A 14977-nucleotide genomic window follows, 5' to 3' on the forward strand; every position below is an offset into this window, starting at 1 on the left:
GTTTCAAGGTTTGCCGGATGCTCGCGAATCCTGGTCAGCGGCCACGCCACTCAAACCGACACTGGCCAGGCTGCCGTCGGCCGCCTGTTGCACCGCCGCGACCGTCGCGCCGTTGCGGCTCTGACGTTTATCGAAGCTGTGCCCCTGGTCATGACTGAGCAGCAGTTCACCGCCCTGGCTGGCCAGCAGCAGGCTGCCGTCATGCAGTTCGGTGGCGCTCGCCAGCGTTGACTCGATGCCGGTGTCAAGGCGCCGCCAACTGCTGCCACGGTCATCCGACCACCAGGCATTGCCGCGCAAACCATAGGCAATCCAGGCGCCCTCACGGGTACCGAGCAGACCGAAAAAGCTGCCTTCATAGGGTGATCTCAAGGCCTGGAACGAGTCCCCGGCATCGCTCGAACGCAACAGCAAACCGCGCTCCCCCACCAGCAGCAAATCGTTGCCCACCCCACGAATGCCATACAGGTTCAGGCCTTGTGGGTTGTCCAGATGCCCCATCCAGGGCCGCCAGCTTTGCCCACCGTCGTCGGTCCGATAGATCTGGTTGTAGGCACCGACGATGTAACCGTGCAGCCGATCCCTGAAGTACAGGTCGAGAAACGGCTTGTCCGGTCCGTCAGCCAGCCAATGCCGCGCCTGCGCCAGTTTGCCGGCGGCCCCCGGCTGCCCGGCCTCACGCTGCGCCGCCTGCAATGCCAGCGCGGCGGCAGCTTCGCCGTCGAGCTGCTTGTGCCAGGTTTCACCGCCGTCCGCGCTGTGCAACACCACCCCCAGATGGCCAACGGCCCAGCCCTGCTCGGCATCGACGAACTGCACCGCCGTCAGGCTGACGCTGACCGGCACGCTGGCCTGGCGCCAGGTCGTGCCCGAATCATCCGAGAGCAGCACGATGCCGCGCTCACCGACCGCCACCAAACGCTCCCCGGCCCGGGCCAAGCCGAGCAATACCGCACGCGGGGCCTTGGCGGTGGGCAGTGGCGGCTGCAGCAGTACCGCGAACGTCGCGGCCTGCGCAGCAGTGGAGAGGCTCGCCAACAGGCACAACGCCAGGGCGCAGGGGCCCCATCGCCGGCCAAAACGCGAAAAGATTCTTTCAAGGTTCATGTCTTTATCCTGCTTGGAAAGTCACTGGCGACCGTGACGAGCTGCTCGCCCGCCACGGCCGCCCATGGTTCAACGCATGTTTTCGTTGGCCATGGCATCCGGCGTGAAAAAGGAGGCCGAAGGTTTCGCGACTTTCTGGTACTGAACCGCCAGGTCATTGCTCGAGGAGTTGAGGAAGTAGGCGCCGGTGTCGAGGTTGTAGCTGCCCCACATGACCTGCGCGGTAAGCGCCGGCAGGTCCGGCGCCAGCAGCGTCAGCGAATACATCTGGCGCCCCAGTTTGCCCTGGGCGTCATACCCGTCGACCATCAGGATCTGCCAGGAATCCTCGTCGATGTAGTAAGTCCGGCGCGGTACCACATGGCGCTTGCCGGATTTGAGCATGGCCTCGACCACCCAGACCCGATGCTTCTCCCAGCGCACCAGGTCGGGATTGAGGAAGTTCTGTTTGACCAGATCATCGCTCTTGGCCAGACCCGCGCGATTATTGTTGTAAGCGACGACCAGTTCTTTCTTGCCCATCAGCTTGAGGTCGAAGCGGTCGGTCGGCCCGAACAGCATAAAGGCTTCGTCGAACAGACCGACACCGGAGGTGACGAAGTCCGGGGTGTCATAGGCAATATTCGGTGCCCGGCGCACCCGGCGCTGACCGACCAGGTACTGCCAGGCCGCACGGTTGGCCGGGTCCAGGTCCCAATGGGTCATCAGGCCTTCGCCGGCCTTGGATGACGGCAGCTCGGTGAACATTTTGCCCATCAGGTATTTGCCGGAGAAGTTTTCCGGGCTGCCGCTTTCGATGTAATAAGGAAACTGGTAGGTGTACAGCGCCCGGGTAGCCTGGACCTTCTTGCCGCCCGCGGTCATCAGCCAGGTGTCGAAAGGTGAACTGATGGTGTCCCCCCCCTGCCAGGACAACCGGTAGTTCCACAGGACCTGCGCACCGTTGTCCGGAATCGGGAACGGAATACCGCCATAGGCCCCGGTCACTTTCTCGCTCTCGATGTCCAGTGTGGCACGGCTGGCATTCTTTGCGGTGTTGTCGTACACCCATTGCGGGGCGGCGGCCGAGCGGTGGGTCGGATACACGTCCAGACGATAGTCCGGGTATTTCTTCAACAGGATCTTGGTGCCCTCGGCCAGTTCGCTGGCGTACTGCGTCATATTCGAGGCTTTGATCGAGTACAGCGGTTTCTCGCCGGCGAATGGATCGGGACGTTTGTCTCCCGGTTTGTAGCCCGGCGCGACCTGGGTGTAGCCGCCATTCCAGGCCGGGATGCTGCCATCAGCGTTGCCGGCACGCTCGCCGCCCAGGGGTGTCAACTCGGACTTCAAGCGTGCGGCCTGTTCAGGCGACACCGCCGCCTGCGCCAGGCTCATGCCGGCAAGGGCCAGGGTGAGGATGCAAGTGTTGAGAAAAGTTTGGTTCTGCATGACAAATCCACCTTATTAGAATGAGGTTTTCACGTAGAGCGAGACGAAGTCACGGTCGGCCAGCGATTGCCCGAAACTGAAATTGCCGTCCTCGCGCAGCCCGGCTTTCGGCGCGCCGAAGAAGTTCACGTAGTTCAGGCCGACATCCCAGCGCTGCAGATACGTAGCCTTGAGCCCGACACTCCAGTCTCCGGAGTGGGTATTACCGAAACCCGACTTGTTGACCGCCGATGAGCGCCCGTCGAGCACCACGCCCATGCCGATCGGCACGGTCAGGTCGATCCCGTCGACAATCTGGAAATACGCCGGCTCCACCAGCACCCGTAGCGCCGTGGCATCGCGGGTCGTGTTGGAGTCCAGGGCCGTGGCGTTCTCGGTGATGCTCAGGGTGCGGTTCCAGGCCAGTTCGGCCAGGGCCGAACCGCCGTCCCAGAAGGCCGTCGGCGACAACAGATAAATCGCCGACAGGTTGGCGTGGGCAGTTTTGCCTCGGGCAAACAGCGAGTGGTCACCACCGTCCGCCAACATGCCCGGGGTCACCACTTGCAGATTGCTCACCAGCGGCGCATTCCAGCGCACCGATGTTTCACCGGCGAAGTTGAAGGGGCCCTGGGCGGTGGAGAAGCTGATGCCGGCCGTTCGGATATCTTCGGCGTAGACCTGGCGATAAGCGCTCAGGATCGGCAATCCGCTGGCCGCCGCAGCCGGGCCGTCGAGATAGGCGTACAGGCCGATCGGGGTCTTGTCGTGATATTGCGCGGCGTAAAAACCCAGTTCCAGCTCGGTACCGGCCGGTTTGAAGCGAATCTGCATACCGCCCTGCCCCGAGTTTCTCGGTTTCAGGTCGCCCGCATTCACCGTGTCGTTGCCGAACACCTCATGCAGCGAACCACTGCCGTAGCCGATGGCGTCGGTATCGCTCAGGTAGCTGCCGGCACCGGGCAGGTTGGAGCGCTCCCACTCGAACTGGTAGTAGGCACCCACCGACAACTGCGGGTTGATCTGCAACTGCCCGGAGATCTGGTTGACCGGGCGTAGAATCTCCTTGAACTGGGTTCCCGGCACGCTGAGCAACTTGACCACATCGGTCGGGCCCTGGGCATTAGCGATGCCGTTGCCGCCGTAGAACAGGCTTTCACCGTAGACCAGGCTGTGCCGCCCCAGACGCACCACACCCTGGGAGTCTTCACCGAGGTCACCGCGCAGGAACACGAAGGCATCGAGGATTTCGGCGTCGCGGCCATTGAGCTTGCGGGTGTCACTGAGGAAGTGCGGTTGCTCGCTGCTGTCGGTGCTCTTGTTGTAGATATCGTCGTACCAGGCCGCGCCGCTCACCCGCAGCCCGTAGTTCTGCCGGCTGAGGTCCATTTCGGAAAACAGGTCCAGGCGGTTGGAAACCAGACCGGTGCTGAAATTCTTATCGCCCTGGCTCTGGATCGAGGGGTACAGGCCGTTGGCGGTCGGCGCATGGGTCAAGCGGCTGTCCTGCCCCTGCAAACGCCAGGCCTGGCTGTACTTGATGGTGTTGTCCCAGCGCAGTTTCCAATCGGAATCACCGAGGTCCAGTTGCATGGCCTCGGCCCTCTCGACCATCGCGCCTACACCGCATAACGCCAGGAAAAGGGCGCAACGCTTGAAACGAAAGCCACCTATAACGTTGTCCATGGACGCTCCTCATTATTTTTATTTTTGGCATGGCTTTGCACGCATGGCGCCAGCCAACACGCTCGGTCAGCGGCTTGCGCCGCTGTTTACGGGTTTGCGTTTCAGATGTAGGTGCAGGCCAATCCGCCATCGACCGCCAGGTTGACGCCGTTGATCCAACGCGACTCGTCGGCACACAGGAAAGCGATCACCGCCGCCACCTCATCGGCATAACCGGGGCGCTTCATGCGATGGGCATCGGCCTGGGTCCTGGCCTCGCCGAGCATGCTCACGAAGTCGCCGAGGATGGGGGTGAACACCGGGCCCGGCGCCACGCTGTTCATGCGCACCGAATGTTCGAGAAACCAGGGCTGGGCCTGCAGATAGTTCCAGACGATCAAGGCTTCCTTGAAATACTGGTAGCAGGTCTGGTCCGGTACCGGGTGTGCGGCCAGCCAGGCTTGCGCGGCGGCAAAACCCTCGATACGCGCCAGTTCCTTGTGCAGTTCCAGGCGCAGCGGCCACTCGGCGCCGAGGATCGAGGCGATATTGACGATGCTGCCGCCCGCCGTGATACGCGGCAGCAGTGCACTGCTCAGGTGTCGCAAGCCGAGGTAGTTGACCCGCGCCAACAGTTGCGGGTCGGCGGTACCCGGGACGCCGGCGATATTGCACAGGCTATCGATCCGTGCGGGTAGCTGCGGCAACAGCCGGTCGATGCTCTCGGCGCTGCTCAGGTCGCCCTGGACAAAACCGTCCAGGGTCATGTGCGGAGCCTTCAGATCCACGCCGATCACCTGGGCGCCGTGGCTGCGCAGCAGGCTTGCCGTGGCGGCGCCGATACCCGAGGAGACCCCGGTCACCAGCACAATCTTGTTGTCGAGCTTCATGTTGTGTCCTCTTATTGTTTTTGTGGGTTCAACTGGCTGGCCGACCGCTCGCGTCGGCCGGTCTTTCTCAGAACGGGTAGCGCGGCGCGGTGTCCTTGACCGTCACCCATTGCCATTGGGTGTATTCGTCCCAGTCGGCCGGACCACCCACGCTGCCGGCATTTCCCGAACTGCCACGCCCGCCGAATGGATTGATGCACTCATCGGCCACCGTCTGGTCATTGATATGCAGCAGACCGCAATTGAGTCGCTCGCCCATCGCCATCGCACGCCCGAGCGAAGGCGAGATGATCCCTGCGGACAAGCCGTACTCGGTGCGATTGGCCAATTCGATGGCCTCCTCGTCGTTGGCGAAACTCACCACCGTGGCCACCGGGCCGAAGATCTCCTCGTCGAACGCGCGCATGCCCGGACGCACGCCGGAAAGCACCGTGGGTTGGTAGAAGAGCTGGTCAAACTCACCGCCCGCCTCCAGTCTTGCCCCCGCCCTCAAACTGTCCGTGACGATTTCATGCACGCGTTGCAACTGGCGCTTGTTGATCAAAGGCCCCAGCACCGCCTCGCCGCGAGCGGCATTGCCAACCGTGATCGTCCGGGCTTTCTCGGCCAATCGGCGAACCAGTTCTGCAGCGATCGACTCATGGGCCAGGATGCGTCCGGTGGCCATGCAGATTTGCCCCTGATGCAACCAGGCGCCCCAGGCGGCATTGCTGGCCGCCAGGTCGAGGTCGGCGTCTTCGAGCACGATCAGCGAGTTTTTCCCACCCAACTCCAGGGCCACTTTCTTCAGATGACGACCCGCCACCTCCGCGACCTTGCGGCCTGCGGCAGTAGAACCGGTGAACGCGATCATCCGCACATGCGGGTCGCGGCACAGCGCCTCACCTGCCGCAGCTGCGCCAGGCAAGACCTGTAACAGCCCCTTGGGCAGACCGGCGGCCTCGAACAGCCGGGCAATGATGAAGCCGCCACTGACCGGGGTCTGCGGATCGGGCTTGAGCACCACGGCGTTGCCGGCCGCCAACGCCGGCGCCACCGAGCGCAGCGAGAGCACCAGGGGGAAGTTGAACGGCGAGATCACCCCGACCACGCCGTGGGGCAAGCGGCGGGCGTAGGACAAGCGCCCCGCCTCGCTGGGAAGCACCAGGCCATGGGGTTGCGACAGCAGACCGGCCGCCTGATGCAGCAAGACAATCGCCTCCCGGACCTCGTGTTCTCCCTTGAACAAACTGCCGCCGCTTTCCCGGGCGACATACAGCGCCAGCTCGGCAAAGTGTTGCTGGGCCAGTGCGGCGGCCTTGCGGAAGATCTCTGCACGGTCCCGTGGCCCCAATGCCGCCCAGGCCGGCTGCACGCGGGCTGCGGTGAGGCCGGCAAAGGCGATATCCGCCGCATCGGCCAGTCCGGTCACCGTCAGCACCTCACCGGTGGCCGGCTCACGTACGCTATTGCTGCCACCCAACGGGCGTATCCAGTCACCGCTGAAAATACGTTCACACCACAACTCGTCCTGCAGGAAATCAGAGGGTTCATTTACCGCCATTTCGGCCTCCCGGCTCTTGTGTTTGTCATCGCCCGACGCAGCCTTGCTGAAGCGCTGAAGTCGTCTGCGTGGTGAAAGCACTAGAGCAAGGGCCATGCCGATTTCCCTCATTCCGCCGTGCTTTGGGCGGCGAAGGCTCTGGCTTGAGGGTTCGAGAGAAGGGTCCGCGGATTGAGCTGCCGCCCCGGCACGCGCCCGACACGGCGGCACTTGTTCAAATGATAAAGTTATGTTTAATAACTATTTCGAAGTTGATCATTTCGATCAGTCAACGCGCTCAGGGGCATAACAATGAACAATCCCCATTCGCTGTTCCCGGATCTCACGGTGCTGGAGGAGCATTTTTCACCCCGGGGGGACAGTACCCAACTGGTCGAGGGCAACTCACCAACCCTGGCCGAGCTGACCGAATGCCTGTTTTTCTCTCCGGTCGATGGCCGCATCTGGCTCAATGATCAGCGCATGCTGCTCTTGCACAGTTCATCCTTCGGCGCGCTACGTCGGGAGATCATCGATCGCCAGGGGTTGGAACAAACCCGTGGCCTGTTTACCCGCACCGGCTACCTGTCCGGCGCACGGGATGCCCGACTGATCCGCGAGCGCTGGCCGGATGCCGATGCGGCGGCGATTTTCTCCGCTGGCACGCGCCTGCATACCCTCGAAGGCATGACCAAGGTCGAACCCCTGCACTTCAAGTTCGATGCCGACTCCGGCTTCTATGAAGGCGAGTTCCTCTGGCATCACTCCTGCGAGGCCGACGAACATATCGCCGCCTACGGGATCGGCCAGGACCCGGTGTGCTGGACCGAACTGGGCTATGCCATCGGCTATGTCAGCGGGCTGTTCGGGCGCCTGGTGATCTTCCGGGAAACCGAATGCCGGGGCATGGGCCACGAGACCTGCCGAGTCGTTGGCAAAACCGCCGAACAATGGGGCGATGTCGAACAAGACTTGAGTTATCTCACCGCCTCACCGAACAACGCCCCCTTCAGGCAGCGCCAAGCCCCGGCACCCGCCCCCCAGGACGACGGCGAACTGCCCGGCGGACCCAAGCCCATTGGCGCCAGCGCCGCCTTCAATGCCGCCACCCTCGCCTTGCAACGCGTGGCGCCGACCCCGGCGACGGTGTTGTTCAGCGGCGAATCGGGGGTTGGCAAGGAGCTGTTTGCCCGTCAGTTGCATCAGTACAGCCCACGCCACCAGGCGCCTTTCGTCGCCCTCAACTGCGCCGCAATCCCGGACAATCTGATCGAGGCGGAGCTGTTCGGCGTCGAACGCGGCGCCTATACCGGCGCGACCCATTCGCGTCCAGGACGCTTCGAACGGGCCCACGGCGGCACCCTGTTTCTCGATGAAATCGCCAGCCTCAGCCTGCCCGGACAAGGCAAGCTACTGCGTGCCTTGCAGGAACGTGAGATCGAACGCGTCGGTGGCGGTCAGTCGATCAAGGTCGATGTGCGGGTAGTGGCGGCCACCAACGTCGACCTGCGCAAAGCGGTTGCGGCGGGCGACTTTCGCGAAGACCTGTTCTACCGCCTGAACGTCTTCCCCATCACCCTGCCGCCCCTGCGCGAGCGACGCGACGACATCCCGTTACTGATCAATGCGTTCCTGCGGCGCTTCTGCCAGGACTACGCGCGCAAGCCCGCCGGGCTGACCATGCGCGCGCTCAAGGCGCTGCTGCGCTACGACTTCCCCGGCAACGTGCGGGAACTGCAGAACCTGGTGGAGCGCGGCCTGATCGCCAGCGAAGATGGCCAGGCCATCGACCTGGTCCACCTGTTTCGCAATGAACCCATACCCCAGGAGCTGTATTCCCTCGACGATAACGGCAGCCTCGCGGCCATCGACCAGAGCCCCTCCAGCCCACAACCGCGTGCGGCCTTGCTGGAAACCTTGACCCGGCTGGAGCAAGGTTTCTCCATCGAAGGGCTGGAATCGCGCCTGATCGAGGAAGCGCTGCAACACAGCGCAGGCAATCTGGCGGCGGCGGCACGCCTGCTGGGATTGAGTCGTGCGCAGTTTGCCTATCGCCTGAAGAAGTACCAACAGGCATCGGCCTGATTCGGGCGCGCGCGCCTACGGGCAACCACGTAAGACCAGTGACGCGGTCATTTCCTCGCTTGCGTCGGCTGCGCTTCGGGCATCGCCGAAATTTGGCAGATGGCGCCCAGCCGCGCTAACACGGTTTAATACCTGATGGAGCAACTGCTGGTGCGCGAAGGGCTGACCAACGTCCTGAGCAGCACCCAACCACTGCGAACCCTGGACCTGTTCAACAGCTTCGAACCCGACCTGGTCATTCTCGACTTGCACATGCCGGAGATTGTTGCGTCAGCTCGGGCCGCTACCGGCAAGCTAGCGGTCTGTGGCCTTCGTGTTGCCGATACGTAAAACAGGCTTGAGAACCCGTCCGGAGACGGCGTCATCGACGGCTTCGTTGATCTGCGCAAAGTCGTAGAACGTGATCAACCGATCGAATGGAAATCGGCCCTGACGCCACATCTCGATCAGCTGCGGGATGAATATCTTCGGGATACCGTTGCCCCCCACGACGCCACCAATTGTCTGGCCGAAGAACAGCGCCCCGGCGGGCAGTACCAAATGGGTCTCCGGCGGATACACACCGACAATTGCGCACCGGCCCAACGGTGCGAGACTGGCGACCGCCTGCGCCGCTACGGCTGCAACGCCCGTTGCATCGACCACATAGTCGGCGCCACGGCCACCTGAAGCCGCACGCACTTGGGCGACGATGTCGCCCTCGCTCCGGGCATTGACGACGTGTGTGGCTCCCAGCTCCCTGGCAAGGTCCAGTCGGTTATCATGGATGTCGATCGCAACGATGGTTGCACAGCCGGTCAACTTGGCGGCCATGATCGCAGCCAAGCCGACAGCGCCCGCGCCGAATACCGCAAGATGGCTGCCGAAGCTGGGCCGCAGTGCGTTTATCACCGTGCCCGCGCCTGTCTGGATGCCGCAGCCGAGTGGCCCAAGCAACTCCAGGGGTACGTCTTTGGGGACGCGGATGGCATTACGCTGATGAGTGAGCGCATGGGTGGCGAAGGACGATTGGCCAAAGAAACTGCCATGCACATCCCTCTCCTCTGTCCGAATCGTAACGCTGCCATCACCGCGGCAGCCTGCGAAGTTCAGTGGAAATGCTTGCTCGCAATAGTTCGGCAGACCGCGCAGGCAGTTCGGGCAGGTCCCGCAGTAGTCGAAACACATCACGACATGGTCACCCACGGACAGATCCCGTACGTTTTCGCCGATTCGCTCCACAATGCCCGCGCCTTCGTGGCCGAGCACGGCAGGCAGCGGCATAGGGAGATGCTGCTCGCGCACGCTCACGTCGGTGTGGCATACGCCGGTGGCCACGACGCGTACCAATACTTCATCAGGCCGCGGTTCGTCCAACAGTGCCGGGGTCAGCGTCCAGTGCGCGCCACAACAAGGCGTCAGTGCTGCAGTGATCGGGATCATGGGGCGTCTCCTGTTCAAATTCTCAGACATCAGGCGTTTGCATAGCGGTATAACGGCGTGCCTCCTCAAAAGGTGGCAGCCACCCCGCGCGCGATCGGCAAAACAATTCAACACTGGGCCTGAGGTCGTTGATCTCGTCGAAGAGGCCCAGCTTGATTATCCGAATGCCCTGCTGCTCGGTTATCGACGATGCCGTTTCGACGGGTGAGCCGCAACGGCCGCAGAAACGGCGTGAAATCCGCGCGCCGCTATCAGCAATGTCGTCATAGGCCATCACCTCTCCAGATAAGTCGACTGCCTGTGCGGGCAGTATTGCGACCAGTGAGAACGCGGCCCCACTGGTCTTGCGACAATGGTTGCAATGACATGAGGCAATCGCCAATGGCAGGTTCCGCAGAACCACCTGGACCTGCCCGCACAGGCAGCATCCCCGACGCATGACATTCATTATCTGATTCTCCTCGTGGTTATCGGGACACGCGCCCCTTGGCGGTATGATCCGATACTCGTGCTACACACAAATTCGGTCTTCATCCTAGCCGGCCAACGATCTCAATGCGCGCACACAGGCGCAAGGTTGACCAGCACGAACGCGCAACGCGTAGCAATAGCAATGCGATATGCTTGTGGAATGTCGACCACATGAATACGTGTCGTGGGCTTCGCCAAAAAAATAAAAACAAGAACGAGGAGACAGCCATGGGTCATTTGTCGAGTGTTTCATCCGCTTCGTTTTCTTCGCATGACCGCTTGAAGTGCTGGAATCAGGTAGTCATGGATAAATTTCCGGGCTGCACTGTTGAGCACGAAGGCGATCATTTCGATGCCACCCTATGGCACCGTCCTCTAGGATCGCTAAACCTCATACGCGCACAAGCAAACCAATCCACCGTCTCGTGCAGAACGGGAAGCGGACGCGATGACCTGATAAAGCTGCACCTTCAGCACAGGGGATTTTCCGAGACCTGGCAACAGGGCACATGTACGTCCCTGGCAACCGGCGATCTGGCTTTGTGCGACACTCGGAGCCCTTTCTCGGTGAACGTATCGAACCGCAGTGATCTGCTGATGCTGGAGCTGCCGTCAACGATGCTGGACAAAACGGCACGGATGTCTCTTCATCCTGGTATGAGCGTGCCGAGCCAGCTACCTGCGGTGAAACGGTTGCGTCAATTCACCCTCTCGCTATTGCTTGAGTATCAGCATGGAGACGTCGACGCGGAGGAAGATGAGACGCTCGCACGGATACTGGTCGACCTGGCCAACTTGGCCCTTCGTGGAAATCATGATGCGGAGCGCAGGACTGTCGACAGTGAGTACAGACGGATAATCGAGTGGATCAACGCGAGGCTGACCGATCCGGCACTGAGCCCAGCTCTGATAGCGGCCGCAACAGGTTACCCGATGCGCACACTACAAAGTCTGTTTGCGCGCAACGGGACCACGCCAAGGGAGTATATCGTCCAGCGCCGACTAGACAGGGCAAAGGCTCTGCTGACCGATCCCGCCTGCACCCTGTCGGTCGGTGATGTCGCGTTCGAGGTGGGGTTTAATGATTCCAACTACTTCGCGAGAAGGTTCAGGCAATACTTCGGCAAAACGCCCAGCACCTCACGATACCGCTCTTGAGCGACGCCAGCATAATCGATGCCCTGGTTGCGGCGGACATCCTGCTGAGCCTTGCGTGACCATGGTTTCTCTGCCTTTCCCCGACTCGCTCCCCACCCGCCTGCTGAACATGATCCCTGCATCGAAGCGGACACCGTCTGAGTGAACCCGCACCTGCTGCTTGACCCGGCCGTGCCGTTCGGTGACCTCAAGTCTTCGGGCATTGGTCGCGAGTTCGGCAGCGCCTTCATCGACAACTACACGAAGCTGCAATCAGTGATGATCCGCTGCTGGCCCGTGCTGCCAGAAAAGGGTCCATGACACCTCAATGGATCCATTAAATATTTTAAACCTGAAAATATTTGACAAGAAGCGATTAAATAACAACTAATGGATCCCATAAATAACAACAAACCGCCTTGGAGAATCTCCATGTACCCCAAGAACACCTGGTACGTCGCCTGTACGCTCGATGAAATCTCCGACAAGCCACTAGGCCGTCAGATCTGTGGTGAAAAGATGGTTTTTTACCGCGGGCATAAAGGCCAGGTGTCGGCCGTCGAGGACTTCTGCCCTCATCGCGGCGCACCGCTGTCACTGGGATACGTCGAAAACGGCAACCTGGTGTGCGGCTATCACGGCCTGGTCATGGGCTGCGATGGCAAGACCGTGGAAATGCCGGGGCAGCGAGTCCGGGGATTCCCCTGCAACAAGACCTTCGCCGTGGTCGAGCGCTACGGTTTTATCTGGGTCTGGCCGGGCGAACAGGACAAGGCAGACCCGGCACTGATCCACCACCTGGAGTGGGCCGTGAACAATGAATGGGCTTACGGTGGCGGTCTGTTCCACATCAACTGCGACTACCGCCTGATGATCGACAACCTGATGGACCTGACCCACGAGACCTATGTGCATGCGTCCAGCATCGGCCAAAAGGAAATCGATGAGGTCGCCCCGATCACCACGGTCGAAGGCGACGAAGTGATCACCGCCCGTCACATGGAAAACATCATGGCGCCGCCCTTCTGGCGCATGGCCCTGCGCGGCAACAACCTGGCCGACGATGTGCCGGTGGACCGCTGGCAAATCTGCCGCTTCAGCCCACCCAGCCATGTGCTGATCGAAGTCGGTGTGGCCCATGCCGGCAAAGGCGGCTATCACGCCGATCCGCAGTTCAAGGCGTCGAGCATCGTCGTCGACTTCATCACCCCGGAAACCGAGACCTCGATCTGGTACTTCTGGGGCATGGCGCGCAACTTCAACCCGCAGGACGAAGTCCTTACCGCGAGCATCCGAGAGGGTCAGGGGAAGATTTTCAGCGAGGACCTGGAGATGCTCGAACGCCAGCAACAGAACCTGCTCGACCACCCCCTGCGCAACCTGCTCAAACTTAATATCGACGCCGGCGGCGTGCAGTCGCGTCGTGTCCTGGAGCGCCTGATCGCCCAGGAACAAGCCCCGCAGGAGTCACTGGCATGATCAACGTACGGGTGGTTTCGCGCCACAACGAAGCCCAGGACATCTGCAGCTACGAGTTGGCCAGTGTCGATGAGCGACCACTGCCGGCCTTCAGCGCCGGCGCCCATATCGATGTGCATCTGCCTGGCGGCCTGATCCGCCAATACTCCCTGTGCAACCACCCCGAAGAGCGCCATCGCTACCTGATCGGCGTGCTCAAGGACCCAACTTCCCGGGGTGGCTCGCTGGCCATGCACGAGCAGATCCACGCTGGCATGCACCTGCCGATCAGCGAACCGCGCAATCTGTTTCCATTGGTCCATGAGGCCAGGCGCAGTCTGCTCTTCGCCGGCGGCATCGGCATTACCCCGATCCTCTGCATGGCCGAACGCCTGGCGCACAGCGGCGCGGATTTCGAACTGCACTACTGCGCCCGTTCACGGGATCGCGCGGCCTTTGTCAAACGCCTGCAACACTCGCCGTTTGCCCACCGGGTGTTCCTGCATTTCGATCAGGAACCCGAGACGGCGCTGGACGCCGCCAAGGTCCTGGCCACGCCTGAACACGACGTGCATGTCTATGTGTGTGGCCCCGGTGGTTTTATGCAGCACGTGCTGGACACGGCCAAGACCAAGGGCTGGCAGGAGCCCTGCCTGCATCGCGAGTACTTCGCCGCCGCGCCCATCGACACCGGCACCGACGGCAGTTTCTCGATTCAGCTCGCCAGCAGCGGCCAACGCTTCGAGGTGCCAGCCGACAAGAGCGTGGTACAGGTGCTGCAAGACCAGGGCATCGAGATCGCGATCTCCTGCGAACAGGGCATTTGTGGCACCTGCCTGACGCGGGTTCTGGAGGGCGTGCCGGAGCATCGCGACCTGTTCCTCACCGAGGATGAACAAGCCGCCAACGACCAGTTCACCCCTTGCTGCTCGCGCGCGAAGACGCCGCTGCTGGTGCTCGACCTCTAGTGATCAGTCAATCAAGCCATGAGCGTCATAAAATGGATACGGCCCGGGATACTCACCCAACACCGCGTTATGGCTCACCAACGCCTGCACATGCCAGCGATGCAGCAGATACCCGGGCGGTTCCAGATTGAAATGCGCCGGGGCGTTCTCCTGCAGATCCAGCACGATTTGATGTGAGGTACCGGGGCACACGCAAATCAGGCTACCGCCGAAACGCCGCTGCATCGGCCGATGCAGGTGCCCGCACAACAAGCGCTCGACCTGCCGGTGACGGGCGATGAGCAGCTCCAGTGCCGCCGCGTTGATGAACGGTTCGCGGTCCATATGGCCAATGCCACTGATAAACGGCGGATGATGCAGGATCAATAGTGTCGGCGCATCGGGACGACGGGTCAGTTGTTCATCGAGCCAGCGTAACTGACTGTCCAGCAACTGACCGCCATGGGCACCGGGTATGCTCGTGTCCAGACCAATAAGGCGCAGCGGATGCTCCTCGACCACCCAATCCAGTGGTGCGCCGGCCACCGTCGGCAAGTAGCGGTGATCGGCAAATGCGGCCAACAAATGCTCCCGGTTGTCGTGGTTGCCGGGCACCAGGTAGCAAGGCATATGCAGGCGTGCAAGCTCAGGGTGCAGCACGGCATATTCGTCAGGGCGACCGAAGTCCACCAGGTCGCCGCTGATCACCACAATATCCGGGCGCGGCCGGCTGGCGTTGAGGTGATCGACAGCGCGACGCAATGCACCGAGGGTATCGACCACACCATAGGTCAGCTTCTGACCGGCTTTAAGATGCAGATCGCTGATCTGCGCAACAACAAACGGATGGTTCAAAATACGGA

At 61.8% G+C, this 14977-nt stretch carries 12 protein-coding genes and 2 pseudogenes; 6 read left to right on the forward strand and 8 right to left on the reverse strand.

From position 1 onward, the window contains the following. Positions 1 to 3 precede the first annotated feature (3 nt). The 5 genes from AC07VG_RS02005 to AC07VG_RS02025 all read right to left on the reverse strand — a co-directional run bounded on the left by AC07VG_RS02005 (position 4) and on the right by AC07VG_RS02025 (position 6615). Entirely contained in the window at positions 4 to 1107 is a 1104-nt protein-coding gene (locus tag AC07VG_RS02005; protein ID WP_495020364.1) for a WD40/YVTN/BNR-like repeat-containing protein, read from the reverse strand. A 69-nt stretch (positions 1108 to 1176) separates the two neighbouring features. Beyond that, positions 1177 to 2538, reverse strand: coding sequence for a DUF1329 domain-containing protein (locus AC07VG_RS02010; protein ID WP_495020365.1), 1362 nt, complete (start codon positions 2536 to 2538; stop codon positions 1177 to 1179). Between the two features lie 15 nt (positions 2539 to 2553). Next, positions 2554 to 4203 carry a DUF1302 domain-containing protein gene (locus tag AC07VG_RS02015; RefSeq protein ID WP_495020366.1) on the reverse strand — a complete coding sequence of 550 codons (1650 nt, stop codon included), beginning with the start codon at positions 4201 to 4203 and terminating at the stop codon, positions 2554 to 2556. Between the two features lie 101 nt (positions 4204 to 4304). Continuing rightward, on the reverse strand, positions 4305 to 5072 hold the full coding sequence (locus AC07VG_RS02020; RefSeq protein WP_495020367.1) for a coniferyl-alcohol dehydrogenase: 768 nt from the start codon (positions 5070 to 5072) through the stop codon (positions 4305 to 4307). Positions 5073 to 5139: 67 nt separating this feature from the next. Further along, positions 5140 to 6615 (reverse strand): benzaldehyde dehydrogenase, encoded by a 1476-nt coding sequence (locus AC07VG_RS02025; protein ID WP_495000428.1) that lies wholly within the window; start codon positions 6613 to 6615, stop codon positions 5140 to 5142. Between the two features lie 291 nt (positions 6616 to 6906). Here AC07VG_RS02025 and AC07VG_RS02030 point away from each other — a divergent pair, with 291 nt between their 5' ends. Together AC07VG_RS02030 and AC07VG_RS02035 are read left to right on the forward strand one after the other, a co-directional pair. Then, entirely contained in the window at positions 6907 to 8679 is a 1773-nt protein-coding gene (locus tag AC07VG_RS02030) for a sigma 54-interacting transcriptional regulator (RefSeq protein ID WP_495000427.1), read from the forward strand. Between the two features lie 135 nt (positions 8680 to 8814). Then, a pseudogene (locus AC07VG_RS02035) lies at positions 8815 to 8940 on the forward strand (response regulator); the annotation flags it as partial. A 33-nt stretch (positions 8941 to 8973) separates the two neighbouring features. Here AC07VG_RS02035 and AC07VG_RS02040 read toward each other — a convergent pair. Further along, the gene (locus tag AC07VG_RS02040; protein WP_495020368.1) at positions 8974 to 10101 is read right to left on the reverse strand and encodes an NAD(P)-dependent alcohol dehydrogenase; all 1128 of its coding nucleotides are present in this window, start codon (positions 10099 to 10101) and stop codon (positions 8974 to 8976) included. 22 nt (positions 10102 to 10123) lie between these two features. Next, positions 10124 to 10549: a GFA family protein gene (locus AC07VG_RS02045; RefSeq protein ID WP_495020369.1), complete on the reverse strand. Its 426-nt coding sequence runs from the start codon at positions 10547 to 10549 to the stop codon at positions 10124 to 10126. A 251-nt stretch (positions 10550 to 10800) separates the two neighbouring features. On the opposite strand from AC07VG_RS02045, the gene AC07VG_RS02050 reads away from it, so the two are divergent. From AC07VG_RS02050 to AC07VG_RS02065, 4 genes and pseudogenes are all read left to right on the forward strand, one after another. Then, entirely contained in the window at positions 10801 to 11730 is a 930-nt protein-coding gene (locus AC07VG_RS02050) for a helix-turn-helix domain-containing protein (RefSeq protein ID WP_495000425.1), read from the forward strand. Between the two features lie 114 nt (positions 11731 to 11844). Continuing rightward, positions 11845 to 12030 (forward strand): annotated as a pseudogene (locus AC07VG_RS02055) (hypothetical protein); the annotation flags it as partial. A 111-nt stretch (positions 12031 to 12141) separates the two neighbouring features. Next, on the forward strand, positions 12142 to 13188 hold the full coding sequence (locus AC07VG_RS02060) for a Rieske 2Fe-2S domain-containing protein (protein ID WP_495020370.1): 1047 nt from the start codon (positions 12142 to 12144) through the stop codon (positions 13186 to 13188). After that, entirely contained in the window at positions 13185 to 14135 is a 951-nt protein-coding gene (locus AC07VG_RS02065) for a PDR/VanB family oxidoreductase (protein WP_495000423.1), read from the forward strand. The genes AC07VG_RS02060 and AC07VG_RS02065 overlap by 4 nt, the downstream gene beginning before the upstream one ends. Before the next feature lie 3 nt (positions 14136 to 14138). Here the strand turns inward: AC07VG_RS02065 and AC07VG_RS02070 are convergent, their stop codons facing one another. Beyond that, on the reverse strand, positions 14139 to 14969 hold the full coding sequence (locus AC07VG_RS02070) for a phosphodiesterase (RefSeq protein WP_495020371.1): 831 nt from the start codon (positions 14967 to 14969) through the stop codon (positions 14139 to 14141). Positions 14970 to 14977: the final 8 nt, after the last annotated feature.

It is taken from the genome of Pseudomonas sp. GW821-FHT03C07 (genome assembly GCF_059420925.1).